Source organism: Herbaspirillum sp. 1173, assembly GCF_031455335.1.
GTDB lineage: Bacteria > Pseudomonadota > Gammaproteobacteria > Burkholderiales > Burkholderiaceae_D > Herbaspirillum > Herbaspirillum huttiense.
Genome location: NZ_JAVDSP010000006.1, coordinates 1 through 23037 on the forward strand (window position 1 = coordinate 1; position 23037 = coordinate 23037).

16 protein-coding genes are annotated in these 23037 nt (G+C 63.8%); 13 read left to right on the forward strand and 3 right to left on the reverse strand.

The features are described 5' to 3' along the window. Positions 1–153 precede the first annotated feature (153 nt). Positions 154–2826: a contractile injection system protein, VgrG/Pvc8 family gene (locus J2X56_RS18545; RefSeq protein WP_310161594.1), complete on the reverse strand. Its 2673-nt coding sequence runs from the start codon at positions 2824–2826 to the stop codon at positions 154–156. A 360-nt stretch (positions 2827–3186) separates the two neighbouring features. Between J2X56_RS18545 and putA the strand changes: the two genes are divergently transcribed. The 6 genes from putA (at position 3187) to J2X56_RS18575 (ending at position 12996) form a co-directional block, all read left to right on the forward strand. Then, entirely contained in the window at positions 3187–6885 is a 3699-nt protein-coding gene (gene putA, locus J2X56_RS18550; RefSeq protein ID WP_121042365.1) for a trifunctional transcriptional regulator/proline dehydrogenase/L-glutamate gamma-semialdehyde dehydrogenase, read from the forward strand. A 198-nt stretch (positions 6886–7083) separates the two neighbouring features. Continuing rightward, positions 7084–7620, forward strand: coding sequence for an ATP-dependent protease subunit HslV (gene hslV, locus J2X56_RS18555; protein WP_006464149.1), 537 nt, complete (start codon positions 7084–7086; stop codon positions 7618–7620). 64 nt (positions 7621–7684) lie between these two features. Beyond that, the gene (gene hslU / locus J2X56_RS18560; RefSeq protein WP_121043060.1) at positions 7685–9028 is read left to right on the forward strand and encodes an ATP-dependent protease ATPase subunit HslU; all 1344 of its coding nucleotides are present in this window, start codon (positions 7685–7687) and stop codon (positions 9026–9028) included. A gap of 41 nt (positions 9029–9069) precedes the next feature. Then, positions 9070–9282 carry a hypothetical protein gene (locus J2X56_RS18565; RefSeq protein ID WP_121042369.1) on the forward strand — a complete coding sequence of 71 codons (213 nt, stop codon included), beginning with the start codon at positions 9070–9072 and terminating at the stop codon, positions 9280–9282. A 422-nt stretch (positions 9283–9704) separates the two neighbouring features. Beyond that, on the forward strand, positions 9705–10889 hold the full coding sequence (locus tag J2X56_RS18570) for a porin (RefSeq protein ID WP_034331865.1): 1185 nt from the start codon (positions 9705–9707) through the stop codon (positions 10887–10889). A 571-nt stretch (positions 10890–11460) separates the two neighbouring features. Further along, the gene (locus J2X56_RS18575) at positions 11461–12996 is read left to right on the forward strand and encodes a tetratricopeptide repeat protein (protein WP_121042371.1); all 1536 of its coding nucleotides are present in this window, start codon (positions 11461–11463) and stop codon (positions 12994–12996) included. 48 nt (positions 12997–13044) lie between these two features. On the opposite strand, the gene gspG is transcribed toward J2X56_RS18575, so the two are convergent. Together gspG and cyaY are read right to left on the reverse strand one after the other, a co-directional pair. Further along, positions 13045–13500, reverse strand: coding sequence for a type II secretion system major pseudopilin GspG (gene gspG / locus J2X56_RS18580; protein ID WP_121042373.1), 456 nt, complete (start codon positions 13498–13500; stop codon positions 13045–13047). 104 nt (positions 13501–13604) lie between these two features. Further along, positions 13605–13937 carry an iron donor protein CyaY gene (gene cyaY / locus J2X56_RS18585; protein WP_034331871.1) on the reverse strand — a complete coding sequence of 111 codons (333 nt, stop codon included), beginning with the start codon at positions 13935–13937 and terminating at the stop codon, positions 13605–13607. Positions 13938–13986: 49 nt separating this feature from the next. Here cyaY and lptM point away from each other — a divergent pair, with 49 nt between their 5' ends. The 7 genes from lptM (at position 13987) to otsA (ending at position 22932) form a co-directional block, all read left to right on the forward strand. After that, on the forward strand, positions 13987–14223 hold the full coding sequence (gene lptM, locus J2X56_RS18590) for an LPS translocon maturation chaperone LptM (RefSeq protein WP_121042375.1): 237 nt from the start codon (positions 13987–13989) through the stop codon (positions 14221–14223). Between the two features lie 112 nt (positions 14224–14335). Then, a complete protein-coding gene (gene lysA, locus J2X56_RS18595) occupies positions 14336–15628 on the forward strand; it encodes a diaminopimelate decarboxylase (protein ID WP_121042377.1) in 1293 nt (430 codons plus the stop codon). A gap of 326 nt (positions 15629–15954) precedes the next feature. After that, entirely contained in the window at positions 15955–16902 is a 948-nt protein-coding gene (locus J2X56_RS18600; RefSeq protein WP_204726227.1) for a phage tail protein, read from the forward strand. A gap of 259 nt (positions 16903–17161) precedes the next feature. Beyond that, the gene (locus J2X56_RS18605; protein ID WP_121042380.1) at positions 17162–18619 is read left to right on the forward strand and encodes a sodium:solute symporter family protein; all 1458 of its coding nucleotides are present in this window, start codon (positions 17162–17164) and stop codon (positions 18617–18619) included. A 198-nt stretch (positions 18620–18817) separates the two neighbouring features. Further along, the gene (gene otsB, locus J2X56_RS18610) at positions 18818–19564 is read left to right on the forward strand and encodes a trehalose-phosphatase (RefSeq protein ID WP_034329435.1); all 747 of its coding nucleotides are present in this window, start codon (positions 18818–18820) and stop codon (positions 19562–19564) included. Positions 19565–19648: 84 nt separating this feature from the next. Then, positions 19649–21538: a glycoside hydrolase family 15 protein gene (locus J2X56_RS18615; protein WP_034329431.1), complete on the forward strand. Its 1890-nt coding sequence runs from the start codon at positions 19649–19651 to the stop codon at positions 21536–21538. Next, a complete protein-coding gene (gene otsA / locus J2X56_RS18620; RefSeq protein WP_039785232.1) occupies positions 21538–22932 on the forward strand; it encodes an alpha,alpha-trehalose-phosphate synthase (UDP-forming) in 1395 nt (464 codons plus the stop codon). Before J2X56_RS18615 ends, otsA begins: the two co-directional genes overlap by 1 nt. Positions 22933–23037 lie beyond the last annotated feature (105 nt).

Sequence of the window (23037 nt, forward strand, 5' to 3'; positions counted from 1 at the left end):
TCTGGGTGAGGGATAAGTCGATCTATTATTCGTAAATGATATAAATCATTTGCGATACATCGACGAAAAAGCGCAGCCGAGGCTGCGCTTTTTTTCGTATAAATCTGGTGCTTCGTTTGGATGGGATCACGTATATACAGTGATGAGCAATCGCTATCGGCCAAACTCAATACTCTTGAGTGCTCGCATGAAGTCCCGATAATGCAGTTCGTTCGGTTCCCTGGGATTACGGTCCCGGGCAAGGCAGGTGGCGAACTCCAGGCTGTTTTTCTGATTGCCGATCAGGGCGATGAAACATCGTTGTGGCTGCTTGGGCGCAGCCTCGCCCAAGCTGCCCGCCTGCGCCTGCACATCGATGTCGCGCTGTGCGGCAATCATCTGCAAGCCGATTCCCTTCTCACCTGCAGCAGTGGCCCCGGCCAGCACACCGATGGCCTGCTGCGTACGCACCCGCAAATGCTGCCCGCTGACGTGCTGCGCATCCTGGCCGGCAATGAGGCTCACGCTCCCGCCGTTGGCCATCTGCAGATGCTGGCCCGCCACCACGCCCAGCCCTTCCTTCGCAGCGACCTGGATCAGCGGCGTGCTGCTGGCAGGCAGCTCCTCCTGGGCGATCTCGGCTTGCGCGGCGATGGCCTTGTTAAGCGCTTCAAGCCCTTCGGCCATGCCTGCGGCGCGATGCGTGCGCGCCTCTTCATCGAAGGTCTTGCGTGTCTGTGCAGCCTGTCGCACCATGGCCCGCTGCCCCATGTTGTCCCCGGCCGGATCGCGATGGCTTGCGTGATGTGCCACCCGGTAGCTGGAGAACAGGAGGCCGCGCCCCGCACGCATCACGCCGTAGGCATCGGTGCGCAATTCCACGCCCGTGCCCCGGAAGCTGCCGCGATAGTTGTCGGCACTGTGTATCAGGTGCCCAAGATTGAGCTCGCTACCGGCCTGGGTGCTCTTGAGCTGGATGCGGCCACGGCCGTCGCTGTCATCGAAGAGCAGCTGGTTGTACCCCCAGCCACCGAACTCCTTGGAGCGGATGCCCCATTGCGCCGCAGGATTGCGGTGCCCGTCCAGATCCGCGCTGGCGCCATGCCAGGTCGGTGCGTTTCCCCCGGCCAGATTGCCCTGGCCGCCGATGGCGGTATCGCTGGCCCATTGAAACACCTGCGTGTTTGCAGAAAACTTCACCTCGCCTCCCGGCGTCGGTGCGACACCTCCCTCCCCACGGCCGTTGTAGAGGGTCCCCAGCACAATCGGTCGCTCCAGGTCGTTTTCAATGAACTGGACGAGCACTTCCTGCCCGATGCGCGGCAAGAACTGCATCCCCATGCCCGGTCCGGCACAGCGCTGGCCCACACGGACCCAGCAGGTGGCCCCCGCATCGCCATGCCGTCCCTGCCAGTGGAAACGGATGCGGATGCGCCCCAGATGGTCGCAGCAGATTTCGTCGGGACCGTTGGGTGTGGTCTGGCCCTGATGGCCGACCACGATGGCGCTCTGGCTGCCCTGCGCCCATGCGTGCGGCAGGCGCTCCAGGCCGGTGCCATCGGCCAGCACGGGCCGCCAGACAATGTCAGCACGTATCGCCTCGAAAAGGTTGGCATGGCCCGTGCGGCGTGCCAGATCGATCAGGCTGCGGTCCGGCGCCTGTATCTCGTCCACGGTGGCGGCCTTGAGGCAGGCATGGAGGGCGTCTTCCAGCAAGACCGGCAGGGGACCAAACAGCTCGGCCAGCGCCGCTTGCGTATCGGCGGGCAGGTTGTTGACGCCCACGCTGAGCACCGCCAGCACGGCATATTCCTGCTCCTTGCCCGCCAGCGGCCCTTGCCGCAGGGTAAAGCGTGACCCGGCCCGCAAGCTGCGCACCGTGCTGCCTCCACGCCAGTGCTTGTTGCGGGCCTCCGCGGCTTCCATCATCAGGCGTGCATGGCGGTCTGCAGCGTCGTTGTCATCGGTGATCGGACCTGCGCTGTCATAGCTTTCCAGCCTGGGGGCAGTCTGGCCCCCGAAGTCGTGATGCGTGGGAATGCGCGCGGCGATGGCCTGTTTGTTCTGGTAGTCATAGGACAGCAGCGTGTAGCTGGCCGCCTGCAGGCTGCGGCATGCCGCCAGGGCCTGGATGCCGTCCTGCTGCTCCTGCTCGCGGGCCGCCTGGAAGCGGATGCCATCATGGGCCGCACTGGTGGGATCTTCCGGAAAAGCGCTGCGCGCGGCGCTGTCGGCAAAGATCACCAGCCGATGTCTCTGCGGGCTGGCATCATGTTCTTCGATGCGCCAGGAGAGCCCTTCGCCAGCGAGCAGCCGGCTGATGAAGTCCAGATGCGTCTGCCGGTACTGCACGGTGTAGCTGCGCGGCGGCAGGTGGTGCAGGCAGGCCAGCGCATCGCTGCTCCAGTGCCAATCCGCATGGGGTGCACACTCGCGGAAGACTTCATCGACGACCTCGATGAGACGCTTGTCCTGCCACACGCGGCTGGTAGCGGCTTGCGACAGCAGCCAGGGCCAGGGGGCCATGCGCAGGCGATAGCGACAGAATCCACCATCGCCGCCCAGCCTGGCCACTTCGTGGATGAGACCGCTGCTGCGACGCAGGCCGCCCTCGGCAAGACGTGTTTCCAGCGTGGCGCGGCAGCCCAGCAGGGAACCGGCCGCCACCTCCGTATCCAGGCGTACGACGATCAGCTCGGTGGCGCCCACCGCATGCAGGGCCTCTGCCGCCGCCCAGGCTTCGACCAGGAAGCGGTCCTCGGGCTGGCCAGCGATCTCCAGACGATAGAGGCGCGTTGCCGCCGAGAAGGGGAGCAGACGAGAGAGCAACTGACTGGCGTGATCCATGACAAGCCCCAGGACAATGACGGGCCGTCATTCTTGTTCGGCAACTTCGTACTTCCAGAGAATCCAAGAAAATCCCGGGCAAAGCTCGAAAGGCACCGAAGAATGTTTCGAATAAATTGGGAATTGCCTCGCCAGGAGAGCAATGGCCCGGGCTCAGGCCAGCTCCGACCGTCCATCGCCCCGGAGGCCGCGACAGTACTGCGAAAGGCGCGATGCTGGCGCAGTTGTGGAAAATTAAAAATCGTATAAATGAAATAGTCCGAATTAAATATTGGACAGGTGCATGAAATACAGAATTAATATTGGCATCAAGCACATAGAATCCGGTTGCCCATTTCCATCCCACTTCGACTCCAGACCATGACCACCGTCGCCTCCGCCGCCCCTGCGGCCTCCGCTTCCAGCCTGCCCTTTGGCACATTCCAGGCCGAGTTGCTGCCGGCCCCCAGCCCGCTGCGTGCGGCCATCACTGCCGCCTATCGTCGCGACGAGCGCGAGGCCGTGCAATGGCTGCTGCAGCAGGTGCAGGGCCAGCAGCCCTGGAAGGACGCCACTCAGCAACTGGCCAAGAAGCTGGTGCAGCAGGTGCGCGAGAAGCGCACCCGGTCCTCCGGCGTGGATGCGCTGATGCATGAATTCTCGCTGTCCTCCGAAGAAGGCGTGGCGCTGATGTGCCTGGCCGAAGCGCTGCTGCGCATCCCCGACCGCCAGACCGCCGACCGCCTCATCGCCGACAAGATCAGCAAGGGCGACTGGCGCAAGCACCTGGGCGAGTCGCCGTCGCTGTTCGTCAATGCCGCCACCTGGGGCTTGCTCATCACCGGCAAGCTGGTCTCCAGCAGCAGCGAAAGCGGCCTCACGCAAGCCATCACGCGCTTGATCGGCAAGGGCGGCGAGCCGCTCATCCGCAAGGGCGTGGACCTGGCCATGCGCATGCTGGGCAACCAGTTCGTGACCGGCCAGACCATCGAAGAAGCGCTGGACAACAGCCGCGACAACGAAAAGCGCGGCTATCGCTATTCCTACGACATGCTGGGCGAAGCCGCCCTGACCATGCACGACGCCGATGCCTACTACCAGTCCTACGAGACCGCCATCCACGCCATCGGCCGCGCCTCCAACGGTCGCGGCATCAAGGATGGCCCGGGTATCTCGGTCAAGCTCTCGGCCCTGCATCCGCGCTACTCGCGCGCCCAGCATGCACGCGTCATGGGTGAACTGCTGCCGCGCCTGAAGCAGTTGCTGCTGCTGGCCAAGCAATACGACATTGGCCTGAACATCGACGCCGAAGAAGCCGACCGCCTCGAACTGTCGCTGGACATGATGGAAGCACTGGTGGCCGACCCCGACCTGGCCGGCTTCGACGGCCTGGGCTTCGTGGTGCAGGGCTACCAGAAGCGCTGCCCCTTCGTCATCGACTACCTGGTCGACCTGGCCCGCCGCAACGGCCGCCGCCTGATGATCCGCCTGGTCAAGGGTGCCTACTGGGACAGCGAAATCAAGCGCGCCCAGGTCGATGGCCTGGAGGGCTATCCGGTCTATACCCGCAAGGTGCATACCGACCTGTCCTACCTCACCTGCGCGCAAAAGCTGCTGGCCGCCACCGACGTCATCTATCCGCAATTCGCCACGCACAATGCCCACACGCTGGCGGCGATCTATCACTGGGCCAAGCAGCTCCAGGTCGACAACTACGAATTCCAGTGCCTGCACGGCATGGGCGAGACCCTGTACGATCAGGTCGTCGGTGCCGAGAACCTGGGCAAGGCCTGCCGCATCTATGCCCCGGTCGGTTCGCACCAGACCCTGCTGGCCTACCTGGTGCGCCGCCTGCTGGAAAACGGTGCCAATTCCTCCTTCGTCAACCAGATCGTCGACGAGGCCGTGCCGCTGGACCGTCTGGTGGCCGATCCCATCGAGACCGTGCGCGCCCAGGGCGGCGTGCCGCATCCGGCCATCGCCTTGCCGCAGCAGCTGTATGGCCAGGAGCGCAAGAATTCTTCGGGTATCGATCTCTCCAATGAATCGCGCCTGCAGCAACTGGGTGAGTTGTTCGTTTCCATGGCCCAGCGCCAGTGGCAGGCCGCACCGCTGATCGCGGGCGAGTTGGCTGCGCAGCCCGCACAGGCGGTGCGCAATCCGGCCGACCATCGTGAGATCGTGGGCCAGGTCAGCGAAGCCACCGTGGCCGATGTCGATACGGCGCTGACCGCCGCCACCGCCTACGCGCCGCAATGGCAATCGACCCCGGCCGCCGAGCGCGCCGCCATGCTCGAACGCGCGGCCGACCTGCTGGAAGAACATATCGCCGAACTGATGGCACTGGCCGTGCGCGAAGCCGGCAAGTCGCTGCCCAATGCGATTGCGGAGGTGCGTGAAGCGGTCGACTTCCTGCGCTACTACGCCATCGCCTCGCGCCACGACGGCAACGTGCTGGCCTGGGGCCCGGTGGTGTGCATCAGCCCGTGGAATTTCCCGCTGGCGATCTTCATCGGCGAGGTCAGCGCTGCGCTGGCCGCCGGCAACGTGGTGCTGGCCAAGCCAGCCGAGCAGACTGCGCTCATCGCCCATCGCGCCGTGCAACTGCTGCATGAGGCCGGTGTGCCGCGCGCGGCCCTGCAGCTGCTGCCGGGCCGGGGTGAGACCGTGGGTGCCGCACTGACCTCGGATGTGCGCGTCAAGGGCGTGATCTTCACCGGTTCCACCGAAGTGGCGCAGCTCATCAACCGCACCCTGGCCCAGCGCAAGCACGATGATGGCGACGGCAGCGGCGAACATGGCGATGTCCCGCTGATCGCCGAGACCGGCGGCCAGAATGCGCTCATCGTCGATTCCTCGGCGCTGGCCGAACAAGTCGTGCAGGACGTGCTGTCCTCCGCCTTCGACAGTGCCGGCCAGCGTTGTTCGGCTCTGCGCATCCTGTGCCTGCAGGAAGACATCGCCGACCGTACTCTGGAAATGCTCAAGGGCGCCATGGCCGAACTGCGCGTGGGCCGTCCGGACCGCCTCTCCACCGACATCGGCCCGGTCATCGATGCCGAGGCGCAGCAGAACCTGCTGGCCCACATCGAGCGCATGCGCAAAAGCGCGCGCGCCGTGCACCAGCTGCCGCTGGGCGAGGACTGCCGGCACGGCACCTTCGTGGCGCCGACCGTGATCGAGATCGACGACCTGGCGCAACTGCAGCGCGAAGTCTTCGGCCCCGTGCTGCACGTGCTGCGCTATCGCCGCGATGCGCTGCCACAGCTGATCGACGCCATCAACGCCACCGGCTATGGCCTGACCCTGGGCGTGCATTCGCGCATCGACGAGACCATCGATTTCGTGGCCCAGCGCGCGCACGTGGGCAACATCTACGTCAACCGCAACATCGTGGGCGCAGTGGTGGGGGTGCAGCCCTTCGGTGGCGAAGGCAAGTCCGGCACCGGTCCCAAGGCCGGTGGTCCGCTCTACCTCAAACGCCTGCAGCGCCATGCGCAACTGCACGAGGAACTGACCCGCGCGCAACCGGCGCAAGTGCCCAACACCTTGCTGGACAGCCTGCTGGATTGGGCCCGCACCCATGGCCACGAGCGCCTGGCCGCCAGCGGTGAGCGCTATCACCGCGACAGCCTGCTGCAGCGCAGCCTGCTGCTGCCCGGCCCCACCGGCGAGCGCAATACCCTGGGCTTCGCCCCGCGCGGCTTGGTGCTGTGCGTGGCCGCCAGCGTCGGTACATTGCTGAATCAACTGGCGGCGGCCTTTGCGACCGGCAATACGGTGGTGGTCGATGAGGCCAGCGCGGCGATGCTGCCGGCCGGCTTGCCGGCGCCGGTGCGTGCGGCCATCCGCCGTGCCAGCCAGCTGGAGGCCGAAGCGCTGCAGGCCGCTCTGGTGGACAGCCACCAAGCTGCCGCATGGCGCGTGCGCCTGGCCGAGCGCGAAGGTGCGCTGGTGCCGTTGATCCTGTGCAGCGAAGACGGTGCCATTCCCTTGTGGCGCTTGCTGGCTGAGCGCGCGCTGTGCGTCAACACCACGGCCGCCGGCGGCAATGCCAGCCTGATGACGATTTCGGTGTAATCGCTCCCGCTGCCTCAGACGGGCACCCCGGCCTTGTGGTCAGGGTGCCCGTTTTTCTTGGGGCGTACAATATTGCCCTCGATGGCGGCCCACCCGATGGCATGACTTGCAATCCGGCTGGCCAGCCCCATCTCGACAGGAATGCGGAACCGGTACGTCCCTCCGCTGCTCCCCGGCACATATTGAACAGAGGCAAGCATGGAACAATTTCACGGCACCACCATCCTTTCCGTCCGTCGCGGCAACCAGGTCGCGCTTGGCGGTGACGGCCAGGTGACGCTTGGCAACATCGTCATGAAGGGCAGTGCGCGCAAGGTGCGCAAGCTCTACCACGGCAAGGTCCTGGTCGGTTTCGCCGGCGGCACGGCTGACGCTTTCACCCTGCTCGACTTGTTCGAAGCCAAGCTGGAAAAGCACCAGGGCAACCTGATGCGCGCCTCGGTCGAGCTGGCCAAGGACTGGCGCACCGATCGCATGCTGCGCCGTCTCGAGGCCATGCTGCTGTGCGCGGATCGCGACACCACCCTGGTCATCACCGGCAATGGCGATGTGCTCGAACCCAATGACGGCATCGGTGCCATCGGTTCCGGCGGCAGCTATGCCCAATCGGCCGCCAAGGCCTTGTATGAGAACACCGAGCTGACCCCGGCCGAGATCGTCAAGAAGTCGCTGACCATCGCCGGCGAGCTGTGCATCTACACCAACCTGAACCACATCATCGAGACGCTGGACTAAGCCGCGCAGCGCGCATTTCCTGCCTGTTTCTCCGATGAATCGTCACAGCGAAAAGATCACCACCATGAATATGACTCCCAAGGAAATCGTCTCCGAACTCGACAAGCACGTGGTCGGCCAGGCCCGCGCCAAGCGCGCGGTGGCCATCGCGCTGCGCAACCGCTGGCGTCGCCAGCAGATCGAGGAACCGCTGCGCCACGAGATCACGCCCAAGAACATCCTCATGATCGGCCCCACCGGCGTGGGCAAGACCGAGATTGCGCGCCGCCTGGCCAAGCTGGCCGATGCACCCTTCATCAAGATTGAAGCCACCAAGTTCACCGAAGTCGGCTATGTGGGCCGCGACGTGGACACCATCATCCGCGACCTGGTCGACATCGGCATCAAGCAGACGCGCGAGCTGGAAACGCGCAAGGTGCGCACCCGCGCCGAGGATGCGGCCGAGGATCGCATCCTGGACGTGCTGCTGCCCCCGGCCCGCGATTTCGGTTTTACGCCCGATGGCAATGCCAGCCCCGAGAAGGATGACAAGAACACGACCCGCCAGACCTTCCGCAAGCGTCTGCGTGAAGGTGCGCTGGATGATCGCGAGATCGAACTGGAATTGAATGATGCCGCCCCCTCGATGGAAATCATGGCACCCCCGGGCATGGAAGAAATGACCGAGCAGATCAAGTCCATGTTCTCGGGCCTGGGCAATCAGCGCAAGAAGGCGCGCAAGATCAAGATCAAGGAAGCCATGAAGCTGCTGATCGAGGAAGAAGCCGCCAAGCTGGTCAATGAGGAAGAACTCAAGCAGAAGGCCATCGCCAATGTCGAGCAGAACGGCATCGTCTTCCTGGATGAGATCGACAAGATCGCCACCCGCTCGCAGAACGGCAATGCCGATGTCTCGCGCGCAGGTGTGCAGCGCGACCTGCTGCCGCTGGTGGAGGGCACCACCGTCAACACCAAGTACGGCATGATCAAGACCGATCACATTCTCTTCATCGCGTCGGGCGCGTTCCATCTCTCCAAGCCTTCCGATCTGATTCCGGAATTGCAGGGACGCTTCCCGATTCGCGTGGAGCTGGATTCGCTGTCGATTGCCGATTTCGAGCGCATCCTGACCGGCACCGATGCCTGCCTGACCAAGCAGTACGAAGCGCTGCTGGCCACCGAAGGCGTGAAGATCGAATTCGCCGACAGCGGCATCAAGCGACTGGCCGAGATCTCGCATACGGTCAATGAGAAGACCGAGAACATCGGTGCGCGCCGTCTCTATACCGTGATGGAAAAACTGCTGGAAGAGATTTCCTTCACGGCGGGTGAGGCTGGTGTGGATGGGCTGCTCATCGATGCCGGGTATGTCAACGAGCGGCTGGGCGAGCTGGCCGTGGATGAGGACATGTCGCGCTACGTGCTGTAACGCGATGCTGTCATGATGCCCGCCGAGGCAAGGAGAATGCGATGGCCAACAAGACGTTGGGAACGCGGCAGAAACTGAGTTTTCGCATCGAGCCATCACAATCCAAGCCACGCAATCCGGTGGCGCTGGCTGCCCAGCAGCGCGCCGGAGGTGCCGGTGCACATCGCAAGAATGCATCGGCGCAGCGTCAGCAATTGAAGTCGGAGCTGTTGAAGAAGCTGGCCGGTGAACCCAAGGAAGATAAGCAGGAGTGAGTGCAATGCATGGCTGTACAGTGATGGAACGCGATATTGCATCCAACCAGTCGCATTCGCCAGAAATGTACGAAAATGTACGGAAATGCGCAGCGAGTGACAACAAGCCTCGCCGGCCTGCTGGACAAGAGCCCATTGTCTGTTGCCAGCAAGATGTATCAAAATGTTAGAAATGACGAAAAGCGCCGGTAGGGATACCGGCGCTTTTTCCTTGATGCAGGCCGATAGCGGGACAGTCCTGCCGCAGCACATCCGAAAGCGGCGATAAAAAAATACAACAATTGCCTTTTCAATCTTTGGCTCCCGTCTAAAAAATGACTTCTATCGACCAAGGTGCAGTCATGGGCGACGAGAAGCATTAATGTTTGCCCATCCGACTGCAAGTGCGGATCCTCAAGACTATTTTTAGAGAAGGACGTCACATGAAAAAATCTCTGCTGGCACTCGCCGTTCTGGGCGCGTTCGCAGGCGCAGCCAATGCGCAAAGCTCCGTCACGATCTACGGTATCGTCGATACCGGTGTTGTCTACCAAAGCAAGGTTGCTACTGCCTCCGGCGGTACTGGCACCAAGTTTGGCCTGAACTCGGGCATCATCCAGGGTTCGCGTATCGGCTTCAAGGGTGTTGAAGATCTGGGCGGCGGTCTGTCGGCTGTGTTCCAACTGGAAACCGGCTTCTCCAACGATACCGGCGGCCTGCAAGGCTCCGACGCCACCACTGGTTCCAACCTGTTCCGCCGCAAGTCGGTGGTCGGTCTGACCGGTAACTTCGGTAGCGTGCTGGTCGGTCGTCAAACCGACTTCGCCGACACCATCTCGGCTTACACCGCCGTGCAAGACTTCGGTGGCTGGGTCAACAACTCCGGCTCCGGTCTGGATCGCCTGCAAGGCACCCGCACCAACAACTCGATCAGCTACACCACCAACAGCCTGAACGGCTTCACCGGTAACCTGATGTACGGCTTCGGTGAAACCGCTGGTCAAACTTCCGCTGGCCAGTCCTTCGGCATCGGCGGCAAGTACGACAACGGTCCTCTGGGTCTTGGTATCAACTACTACCAGTCCAAGGCTGGTTCGACCCCGTCTGACGTCTCGCTGATCCCGTCGAGCTCGACCACCACCAACGTCAACACCCTGACTGCCAACTCCGGCAGCACCGCACAGAAGGTCCTGAACGTGGCAGCGTCCTACCAGTTCGGTCCGGCACGTGTGTATGGTAACTGGTCGCGCGTCAAGCAAGACCTGAACACCCAGGCCAACCTGACCTCCGTGGGCGTCGGTTCGCTGACCTCGCTGACCAATCGTACGCTGGCCCGTTCCAACAAGGCTGACATCTACGAAATCGGTACCGCTTACTCCCTGAGCCCGTCGCTCAAGCTGCTGGCGGCTGTGGACCACACCCGTGCCAACTTCGACGGCGTGTCCAACAAGACCAAGCTGACCCAAGTCAGCCTGGGCACCGACTACTGGCTGTCCAAGCGCACCGACCTGTACGCCTTCCTGGCTTACACCAAGGCTAGCGACATGGTCAACCCGGGCGTCTCCGACAGCACCGGCACCGATGGCAACCAAGGCGCCGTCGCCGTGGGTATCCGTCACAAGTTCTAATGTGAGTTGACCTGCGTCGTCTTCCCGGCGGCGCAGTGTGATGCACAAGTGAGCAAAAGAAGCGCCGCATGAGGTTCATGCGGCGCTTTTTTTCATGCTTCTTCTGATCGCGATTTTTATTAGTTTTGGCAATAGTCCATTTCGTTCTTCGCAGGAATGCAGCTGATTTCGCGCATGGCTCGTCGGGCACTCGGATTTGGTGCAACGCTGCCCCCGAGCTTGCACAGGAAAGCTCATTTTTGGCATTGCAAAAAGCTCGCTTTCTGTTTGTCAAATCCTGACAAAAGCCTTACTGGTAGCCGATCTTGATGTCTGTAAAGAAAGCGTAATAAGCTCTCGGCCTTGCGCACTTTTTTGCAGCGCACTGCTCTAATAGCAGCACCATTTCGATGCGCATGGAGGTGGAACACTTCCATGGATCGCGTATCGCACCGCCCCACAACGGACTGGCGGATTGCATTCAAAACCTTAGTTTTTTGATGCACACCGGACTGACGCAGCTTGCTGCGCCAGCGGGGATTTTTTCGTCCGCGATTTCGTGATTGCGGATTTGCTGAGAAAGGAAAAGAACATGGCAACGAGAGAAGAGCTGGCCGTCATCAAGGCCGCCCGTGCCGGCGAATCGCGCGCGCAGCTGGCGCTGGGCCGACGCTACCTCGACGGCGGCAGCGGTCTGCCGCGCAGCAAGGGCACCGCCTTCTACTGGCTGCGCCGCGCCGCGCAACAGGGTGTGGACGATGCGTGGATGATCATCGGCCGCAACATCACCTACGATCAGGTCAAGGAATTATCTTCGCCGCAGGAAGCGGCCATCTGGTACGAGAAGGCGTTTGAAGCGGGCGTGCCGCAGGCCGGCGTGATCTTTGCGCGCCTGGTACTGGAACACACCGAACAGTTCGACAGCAATGCTCACGCGCGCGCCATCGCCGCGCTGTCCTTGTTGGCCAGCCGCGATGACCATGAGGCGCAATGGCTGCTGGCGCAGCAGATGCAGCGCCATGGCCAGCCCATGGTGCCCGGCCTGCCGGCTTCGGCAGTCGAAGAACGACTGGTGCGCGAAGCAGCACGTGCCGGCATCGAACAGGCGCAATACGCGCTGCTGGACAAGGCCTGGCAGCAAGGCCAGGGTGCGGCCTTCGCGCGCGGCGCGGCGGTGCTGGTCAAGCGCCTGATCGAGCGCAACAGTGAGGCGGTGGCGCAGCTCGACAAGGAGGGCGATGCCACCGGCCTGGTGCAGCTCAATGCCGAGGAAGCCACGCTGCTGCTGCGCTATGGCCAGTGGCAGGCACGTGCGGCCGCGCCCGAGTTGCCGCAACTGATGCGCTTGTTTGAACTAGCAGCGCTGGCCGGAGAGGTCGAGGCGCGTCTGGAACTGGGACTGCTGTGCGCCAAGATCGACCGCGCCGGCAATCGCGTCTTCATGGAGCAGGGCCTGGCCAATTTCAAGAAGGCCTTGCACTGGCTGGTGCTGGCGGGAGAGGGCGGTTCGGCTCAGGCCTGGCATGCGCTGGCGCGCATCTATTCGCGCTCGATCTATTCGCAGCGCAATCTGCAGGTCGCCCAGCAATATCTGGAAAAGGCGGCCGAGTCCGGTCTGGTGGAAGCGCAGAGCGAGCTGGCGCAGATTTTCTGGCGCAATCGCCGCGATGATCCCATGCATGACGTCAAGGCCCTGTACTGGTGGCAGCAGGCGGCCGCCCAGGGCGAGGCCGGCGCAGCCGACGCGCTGCAGCCGTTCATGGCCGTGGAAGAGGCGCAGTCATGGGCGGTGCAGGCGCGCGCCCAGCTCAGCGACAAGCTGCGCAACAGCAATCCCTTCCTGAGTGCGCGCATCGAACTGGCGGCCACCTTTGGCCTGACCAAGCCGGAAGCCTTGCTCATCGATATCAAGCAGGCCGATTATGGCCACTGTCTGGTGGTCGACATCTGCGCTCATCACGCGCGCAGCAAGCGCCGCCTGATCGCGGTGCAGACCGAAGCCCAGCGCGCCGCCATCAACCGCGTAAGCCGCCTGTTCGGTGACGTCGACTGTGGATTCAGCGGTCCGGAAGGCAACTATCGCCAGCGCCAGTACCGGCTGCGCACGGCCTTCCCGGATATCGCCTGAGGTAGCGACAGGCTTGATCAGGCGATAGTTGCCGCCTGATCGGTCTCCTCAATGCTGGCGGATGACCTGTTCGCCGTCGGCACCGCCGTCCGGGCCGGCCTGGCCGAAGGAATAGAGTTCGTAACTGGTGCCGTCGTCATCGGCACCGTACTGATAGGAATTGCCCCAGGGGTCGCGCGGCAGGCGATCCACGTAGCCGCCGATGGGCCAGTTGCCCGGCACGGGTGCCCGGGTCGGCTTGATCACCAGGGCCAGCAGGCCCTGGGCGGCGCTCGGATAGCGGCCATTGTCCTGGCGATAGCGTTCCAGCCCGGCGGCGATGGCTTGCATGTCCTTCTCGGCGGCCAGTGCTTGCGGGCTGTGGTCGTGGTTGAAGCGCGTCACCAGCGGTGGCAGCAGCAGGGTGGCCGCCACGGCCAATACGGTCAGCGCCAGGATCCAGCGCAGGCGCGCCAGGCCGCGCTGCAGGAACAGGAAGGCAGGATGTCGGAGAGATCGACGCATGAATGCTGCAGTCTTATTGTTGTGGACGGTGCAAGCCGGCAGGGCGCAGGTTCAGGCGCACCGCCGCTGGGGCGGCAGGACGCGCAGGCCGGCGCCGCGCTGGCTCAGGGCTTGATGGTGACGGGAACGCCCGCCTGGCTGCTGACCACTTCCGACAGCGTGGCGTAAAGCTCGGTGCCATCGCGGGTGTTGAGCCAGTGGCTGCCGTCGAACTTGTAGTGGAAGCCGCCGGAACGCGCGGCCAGCCACATTTCCTGCATGGGGGCCTGGCTGTTGATGATGATCTTGGAGCCATTGTCCACGCACTCGATTTCCAGCACGTTGCCGCTGCGGCTGCATTCCACATCCAGGTCGCTGGCGTCGCAGGCGTCTTCCAGGGCCGTCTCGATGGCGTTGAGGGTGGCGTCAGCCAGGTCCAGGAATTCCGATTCGGTCATGCTACACTCCAAGTCATTCTAAGATTTCGATGTAATCCGTCATTTTATCGTGAAGTCACCCCATTCTCCCGTCCGTTGTGCAGCTTCCCTGGCGCTGTGCGCCGCCGTCCTGATGCTGGCCGGTTGCGGCCAGAAAGGCCCGCTGTACATGCCCAAGGTGCCGCCTGATCCCTTCGTACGCACCCAGCCCGCCGCGCCGGCAGCGGCCCAGGACAAGGCAGGCACCCAGGAGGGTGAGGCCAAAGCCTCCGGCGACACCCCCGCCGCCGACGCTCCCAAACGATGATGCCTGGCTGAAACATCGCGCTGTACTGCGGCCGGTCCCCCGGTAATGAGGGCGGGGACTGCGCCGGATGATTCCACCGATTGCCTTTCTCCGCTGACTTTTCCGGATTCCCATGTCCCACTTTTCCTATCGCAACGGCGCGCTGCACGCCGAAGACGTCTCCCTGCAAGCCTTGGCCGATCAGTTCGGCACCCCGCTCTACGTTTATTCCAAGTCGGCGCTGGTGCAGAATTTCTCGGCCTATGCCGATGCCTGCCGCGCGGCCGGCCGTGCCGAGGGCGGCAAGGGTGGCGCACTGGTGTGCTACTCGGTCAAGTCCAATTCCAACCTGGCGGTGCTGAACCTGCTGGGCAAGCTGGGCTCGGGCTTCGACATCGTCTCCGGTGGCGAGCTGCTGCGCGTGGTGGCCGCCGGCGGCGATGCGCGCAAGGTGATCTTCTCGGGCGTGGGCAAGGGCCGCGACGAGATGAAGCTGGCGCTGGAACATGACATCCTCTGCTTCAACGTGGAATCCATCCCCGAAGTGGCGCGCCTGAATGAAGTGGCCGGTGCGCTCGGCAAGCGCGCCCGCATCTCGCTGCGCGTCAATCCCAACGTGGATGCCAAGACCCATCCCTACATTTCTACCGGCCTGAAGGAAAACAAGTTCGGCGTGGCCTATGAAGATGCGCTGAACTGCTATCGCGCCGCCGCTGCCCTGCCCAACATCGACGTGGTCGGCATCGACTGCCACATCGGCTCGCAGCTGCTGGACGACTCGCCGCTGCTGGAAGCACTGGAAAAGATCATCGACATGGTCGATGCGCTGGAAGCCGAAGGCATCGCGATTCACCACCTCGACATCGGCGGGGGCATCGGCATCCGCTACGATGACGAGCAACCGGTGGCCATCGGCGACTACCTGGCGCGCGTGTTCGCTCGCGTCGACGCCTGGCGCGCCAAGAAGTACGACGGCCGCCCGATCCAGGTCATGTTCGAGCCGGGCCGCTCGGTGGTCGGCAATGCCGGCCTGTTGCTGACCGAGGTGCAATACCTCAAGCATGGTGAAGAAAAGAACTTCGCCGTGGTTGATGCTGCCATGAACGATCTGATGCGTCCGGCCATGTACGAAGCCTGGCATGGCGTGCAGACCGTGAAGGAAAACGCCGGCCAGCCCCGCATCTACGACGTGGTCGGTCCGGTGTGTGAATCCGGCGACTGGCTGGCCCGCTCGCGCGAACTGGCCATCCACGAGGGCGACCTGCTGGCCCTGATGTCGGCCGGTGCCTACGGCATGACCATGGCCTCCAACTACAACACCCGTGGCCGTGCGGCGGAAGTCCTGGTCGATGGCAGCCAGGTCCACCTGGTCCGTGCCCGTGAAAATCCGGCCGACCTGTTCGCGTTGGAAAAGATCGTGGACTGACGCGATTTATTGTCGGTCTGCCAAGCGGCAGTCCCGGAAACGGGGCTGCCGTTTCCTTTTGTGCATCATTCCGGGCGCGTTTATTGATAGCCCGGCAAGTCCCGCCTGGCTTGGCTGCAGATATTTTTTGCAGAGCCGCATTTTTGTTTTGCCTTTCAGAAATTTCGGCGCAAAATAGCCATCCGTCCGAAAAACAATCGAAGCATCAGAACATGCCTGGGGGCAGAGCAGCCCGCAACGCGAGACCTGGCAAGCATTCACGGACGTGAGGGAGCACATCAGGGCCACCGGGACGGTGGTCGCTAGCGTAATACAGGGGAATTCCAATGCAAGTTCTGGAACGGTCAGAGGGAGATCGCGACCGTCGCGTCGCCAGCGAGGTCGTGGCGCAGGCCGGCCATGGCGATCCGTCCGGCCAGGTCATACACAGCAGTCAGTCCAGTCACGCCAGCCAGTCGCCGGCACCAGCACGCGTTGCGTCCGTGCAGCCTGACCTGAGCGAAGAGGAACTGGAAGTCCGGGCCTCGCACATCACGGCTGCCGCTGTTGCCGCAGCCGCCGTCACGGCGGCGGTGGCTACCTCAGCCGGCACCGCCAGCCTGCCGTATGAAGACACCGCCACGGCGCCGGCGGCGCAGGAAGAGCCCGCAGCCCAGACCCGCCGTGGTCCGCGTGGTCCGCGCAGCGAACCGGAGCCGCGCGCGTCGACCCGTGGGGCCTTGCTGGTCTCGCTGCTGACACTGGCCATCATCGGCGTCGCTCTGTGGGCGGGGGCGCAATGGCCGCAACGCTCGCTCAAGCCGGTGATGCAGCAATTGCCGCCGCTATCCAAGGCGGCCCCGGTGGACGCCGTGGCGCCGCCTGCCAGCCTGGACCATGCCCAGCCTGCCGCCAGCGATGCTGCCCCCGGCCCCGAAGTGATCGCCCAGCTGCAGCAGGAAGCAGACGACAAGGCCCATCAACTGGCGCAGAAGCGCGCCGCCGCCGAAGCCCGCCACCGCCGCGAGGATGCCGCCCTGGCCCTGCGCGAACAGCGGCGCCGCGAAGCCGAGGCCCAGCTGGCCAACGCCCGCGCCAAGGCGGAGCGCGCCCAGGCCGTGGTGCCGGTGCCGGAAGTGGTGGAAGTGCAGCCCGTGCCGACCCTGGCCGAGCAGGTCAAGCAATGCAGCACCTTGTCCGTCTTTGCGCGCGAGAGCTGCCTGTGGAAGCTGTGCGACGGCAAGTGGGGCAAGAACGGCTGCCCCTCCTACGAGCGCAACAACGAAGGTGCCTGATCCCTCCCTCTCCTGCGCTGCCGCTTCCGGCGGCGCAGGCTGCTTTCCTTCCGCTTCATCTCCCCTGACAAATTCCTGAAGGCCCGCCCCCTGTGAGCGGGAGCATTTCTTGCTTGCCGACAGACCAGTCCGCAGTGAGCGGCCAGCACGGCTGTGGCCCGCTGGCGACAGATGAAAAGTCTTGCCGCAAGCGGCTTTGCGCGAGGAAGTTGCCGCTATAATGCGCGTTTTTCTTACCCCCCCCTGCAAGGAAAAAGGCATGAATGCACTGCTCTGGTTCGTCGTCCTCTACTGGGTCATCTCGGTCGGTATCGGCCTGTATGCCACCCGCTATGTGAAGAGTTCGAAGGACTATGCCGTCGCCGGCCGCTCGCTGCCGATGTCGGTGGTGACCGCGACCGTCTTTGCGACCTGGTTTGGCTCCGAGGCGGTGCTCGGCGTTTCCTCGACCTTCCTCAAGGACGGCCTGGGCGGCATCGTGGCCGATCCCTTCGGCTCGTCGCTGTGCCTGATCCTGGTGGGCGTGTTCTTCGCCAAGAAGCTGTACCGCATGAACCTGCTGACCATCGGCGACTACTACAAGAAGCGCTTCGGCCGTGCCGCCGAAATGCTGGTCACGATCTGCATCGTCATTTCCTACCTGGGCTGGGTGGCGGCGCAGATCAAGGCGCTGGGGCTGGTCTTCAACGTCGTCTCGGGCGGCTACATTCCCATGCACTGGGGCATGATCATCGGTGCCGGCAGCGTGCTCATCTATACCCTGATGGGCGGCATGTGGGCCGTGGCCATCACGGACTTCCTGCAGATGATCATCGTGGTGGTCGGCATGCTTTATATCGGAGTTGAAGTTTCGGGCATGGTCGGCGGTCCGGGAGTCGTGATTGCGCACGCCGCCGAGGCCGGCAAGTTCAACTTCTGGCCGGCCGCTGAACTGAAAGACGTGCTGTGGTTCTTTGCCGCCTGGATCACCATGATGCTGGGCTCGATTCCGCAGCAGGACGTGTTCCAGCGCGTCATGTCCTCCAAGAACGAGAACGTGGCGCGCAACGCCTCGGTGCTGGGTGGCGTGATCTATTTCTTCTTCGTCTTCATCCCCATCTTCCTGGCCTATTCCGCCACGCTGATCGACCCGGCGATGGTCTCGCGCCTGCTGGAAACCGATTCCCAGCTGGTGCTGCCGACCCTCATCATGGAAAAGATGCCGGTGTTCGCCCAAGTCATGTTCTTCGGCGCGCTGCTGTCGGCCATCAAGAGCTGCGCCAGCGCGACCCTGCTGGCACCGTCGGTGACCTTTACCGAGAACGTCCTCAAGGAAATTCGCCCGTGGAAGAGCGACCGTGAATTCCTGTTCTCGATGCGCGCCGTGGTGCTGGTCTTCACGGTGGGCGTGACCACGCTGGCTCTGAACAGCCAGTCCAGCATCTATGAAATGGTCGAGAACGCTTACAAGGTGACCTTGGTGGCCGCCTTCGTGCCGCTGGCCTTCGGCGTCTACTGGCAGCGTGCCACCCGCCAGGGCGCACTGATGGCCATGGTGCTGGGCCTGGTCTCCTGGATCACGCTGGAATACGCCGCCCCCGACGGCCTGTGGCCGCCGCAACTGGCCGGCCTGCTGTTCTCCATCGGCGGCATGGTGGCTGGTTCGCTCCTGCCCCAGGTGCTGGCCCCGGTGCCGCCCATGGTGGCGGTCCCCGCCGAGGGCAGCGTCCAGTCCTGATCCCTCTTGCCTGATTGAAACGGTCGCCCGGCCTTGCCGCGCGGCCGTTTCGTCTTTTTGGGGAAGCCGCCAGAACTGCTGGGCCAGGTGCTGTCAAAGCAATTCCAACGCCCGGGTTTTCGAACTTATTCGATATTTATTTGACAATAATTCGAGAGCCACCCGGAACTTATTTGCTTTCCATCAACCTGAAATGGCATGACTGAGCACATTCGCCCCTACGATGTCGCTGCCGATGCGTTGTTTCTGGACTTCGACGGCACCCTGGTCGACCTGGCGCCCCAGCCTGAAGAGATCGTGGTGCCGCCGGAGCTGATCACGCTCCTGCAGCGCATCCAGCAAGAATCGGACGGCGCGCTGGCCATCGTCAGCGGCCGTCCGCTCGATCAACTGGATTTCTTCCTGGCCCCGCTGCGCCTGCCTGCGGCCGGTGTGCATGGTGCCGAGCGGCGTACGGCCGATGGCCGCATCCTGCAGCAACCGGTGCCGGACGTGCATCACCTGCGCGAGCGCCTGCTGCCGCTGGTGGAGTCGCATCCCGGCCTGCAGCTGGAACTCAAGCGCGGCGCACTGGCCCTGCATTACCGCCACGCCGCCCATCTGGAACAGCGCTGCGTGGAGACCATGATGGACGCGCTGCGCCATGAACCGGGCTTCACCTTGCTGCACGGCAAGATGGTGGTGGAAGCCAAGCCGCACATCAACAAGGGCGACGCCGTCGCCGCTTTTCTGCATGAGGCCCCGTTCCGGGGCCGCCGTCCGGTCTTCATCGGCGATGACGTGACCGATGAGGCCGGCTTTGCCATCGCCCAAGGTGAAGTCTTCGGCGGATTTGGCATCAAGATCGGCGCCGGCCCCAGCCAAGCCCTGCAACGCCTGGCCGATCCAGCCGCCGTGCTGGACCTGCTGCGCCAGAGCGTGGAGGTACGCAGCACCCCCGGATAGCCTTCGTACCGGCCTGTTTGCCGGCCCCGCAGCACATCGCCTTCCATCAAGAAATCTGACCCACAGAACAGAGCACGAGGAACCATGAGCCAGCCCAGCCCCGATCCGCATCAAGAAGCGCAACCGCAACCCCACTCCCAGACGCAGCATTCCGAACAACCGCACCTGGCCGCGCAGGCGCACGACATGCCCTCGACCTCCTCGCTGGAGCTGGGCGTGATCGGCAATTGCGCCTTCTCGGCCTTGGTGGACAAGATGGGCCGCATCGTCTGGTGCTGCCTGCCGCGTTTCGATGGCGACCCGGTCTTCAATGCCTTGCTCGATCCGACCGACAATGGCGCGCTGTGGGCTTTCCAGCTGGAGAATTTTTCCCACAGCGAGCAGTGGTATGAACCCAATACGGCGGTGCTGCGCACCCGCCTGTACGACACGCTGGGCCAGGGCATCGAGATCACCGACCTGGCGCCGCGCTTCCAGAGCCGCGGCCGCTTCTTCCGGCCGCTGCAGCTGGTACGCCGCATCCATCCGCTCTCGGGCGCGCCGCGCATGCGCGTGGTGCTGCGTCCCAAGTTCGACTGGGGCCGCGAAGTGCCGCCGCAGACGCGCGGCAGCAACCACATCCGCTATGTCGGCCAGGAACAGACCCTGCGCCTCAATACCGATGCGCCCATCAGCTACATCGTCGACGAGACCGCCTTCGTGGTCAGCCGCCCCTACAACTTCATCCTGGGTCCGGACGAAACCCTGCATGGCGGCATCAACGATACCGCCCGTGATTTCGAGCAGGAAACCACCGCCTACTGGCGCAACTGGAGCCGCGCCCTGGCCACGCCGCTGGAGTGGCAGGATGCCGTCATCCGCGCCGCCATCACGCTGAAATTATCGGTGTATGAAGATACGGGCGCGATCATCGCCGCCATGACCACCAGCGTGCCCGAAGCACCGGGCAGCCAGCGCAACTGGGACTACCGTTATTGCTGGCTGCGTGACGCTTTCTTCGTGGTGCGTGCCCTCAACAGTCTCTCCGAGCTGGGCACCATGGAAGACTACCTGCGCTGGCTGACCAATGTGGTGGTGCGTTCCGGTGGCGGGCACGTGCAGCCCCTGTACGGTATCGGCCTGGAAGAAGCGCTGCCCGAGCAGATCCTGGATCACCTGCCGGGCTACCAGCATCACCAGCCGGTGCGCGTGGGCAATCAGGCGTATGAACACTTCCAGCACGACGTCTACGGCAACATCGTGCTCGGCGCGGCGCAGGCCTTCCACGACATGCGCCTGCACCATCGCGCCGGGGCCGAACACTTCCAGCATCTGGAAGCCGTGGGTGAACGTGCTTATGAAGTCTACAACCAGCCCGATGCCGGCATGTGGGAGCTGCGTACCCGCTCGCGCATCCATACCTCGTCGGCGCTCATGAGCTGGGCCGCCTGCGACCGCCTGGCCAAGATCGCCGCCCGCGTGGACCTGCCCGAGCGCGCCCGCTACTGGGGCGACCGTGCCAAGGAAATCGGCGACCGCATCCTCACCGAAGCCTGGAATGAACAGCGCCAGGCCTATGCCGAAAGCTTCGGCGGACGCGACCTCGATGCCAGCGTACTGCTGATGGTGGAGGTCGGCCTGATCTCGCCCACCGATCCCCGCTTCATCTCCACCGTGGAAGCGCTGGAGAAGTCCCTCTGCGACGGTCCCTACATGCGCCGCTACGAAGCCCCGGATGATTTCGGCCGTCCCGAGACTGCCTTCAATATCTGCACCTTCTGGCGCATCGACGCGCTGGCGCGCATCGGCCGCAAGGAGCAGGCGCGCGAGATCTTCCAGGCCATGCTGGATGCCCGCAACCACCTGGGCCTGCTGTCCGAGGATACGCATCCGGTCACGCGCCAGATGTGGGGCAACTTCCCGCAGACCTATTCGATGGTGGGCATCATCAACTGTGCGATGCGCTTGTCGGCGTCATGGGAGGCGGTGATCTGATGGGCAGACTCGTCGTCGTTTCCAATCGCCTCGCCGATCCCCGCAAGCCGGCTGCCGGCGGGCTGGCCGTCGCGCTTGGCGAGACCCTCAAGAAGACTGGCGGACTCTGGTTCGGCTGGAGCGGCAAGGTCGTCGAGAACGGCACGCCCGGCGAGGGCGAGCTGCGCGTCAACCAGGCCGGCCCGGTCACCCTGGCCGAACTCGACCTGTCGCAGGAAGACCATGATGCCTACTATCGCGGCTACGCCAATGGCGTGCTGTGGCCGGTCTTCCACTATCGGCTGGACCTGGCGCATTTCGAGGCGGGTCACCTGGGCGGCTATCGCCGGGTCAATCAGCTCTTCGCGCGTAAATTGTTTCCGCTGTTGAAGCGCGATGACATCGTCTGGATCCACGATTACCACCTCATCCCGCTGGCCGCCGAACTGCGCGCCATGGGCTGCGAGGCGCGCATCGGCTTCTTCCTGCACATCCCGCTGCCGCCGCCGCCCATCCTGACTGCCATCCCTTCGCATGAATGGCTCATGCGCGCGTTGTTTGCCTATGACCTGGTGGGCTTCCAGAACCATGCCGACCTGCAGCACTTCGCCCAGTACGTGCAGGCCGAAGCGACCGCCGAGCCGGTCGGCCCCAACCAGTTCCGCGCCTTCAACCGCACGGTGCATGCCAATGCCTTCCCGATCGGCATCGACGTGGCCGAATTCCAGCGCCTGGGCCAGGCCAAGGAAGCGCGCGATACCTATGAAAGCACCAAGGCCGAGTACTCACGCCGGCGCTTGCTGATCGGCGTGGACCGGCTGGATTATTCCAAGGGCTTGCCGCAGCGCATCCGCGCCTTCCGCGAGCTGCTGCGCCTGTATCCGGAAAATCGCCACAGCGCCACCTTGCTGCAGATCGCCTCGCCCAGCCGTGAAGACGTGGAAGCCTACGGCGACATCCAGCGCGAGCTGGAAAGCCTGTGCGGCTCCATCAACGGCGACTTCGGCGACTTCGACTGGATGCCGATCCGCTACATCCACCGTACCGTGGCGCGCCGCCGCCTGCCGGGTTTGTACCGTGCCTGCGCGGTAGCCCTGGTCACGCCGCTACGTGACGGCATGAACCTGGTGGCCAAGGAATTCGTCGCCTCCCAGGACCCGGACGATCCGGGCGTATTGGTGTTGTCGCGCTTTGCCGGGGCGGCCGAGCAGATGAAACAGGCGCTCATCATCAATCCCTACGACACCCACGGTGCCGCCCAGGTGATCCAGCAGGCCCTGCAGATGTCGCAGGGCGAGCGGCGCGAGCGCCATGCCGCACTGATGGAGAACATCCGCCAGTTTGATGTGCATTGGTGGTGTCGTGAATTTCTTGACACCCTGCGCAGCAGCCGCGCCGCCCCTGTTGAGGGATGAGACGGGAGCCGGCCACCGGCAGGGCCGGGTGGTGAATAAACTTTCCAAAAAGCAAATCTTTGCCTGGTGCGAGGCCCGAGCCGTCGCGCCAGCGCATCGCCTGCG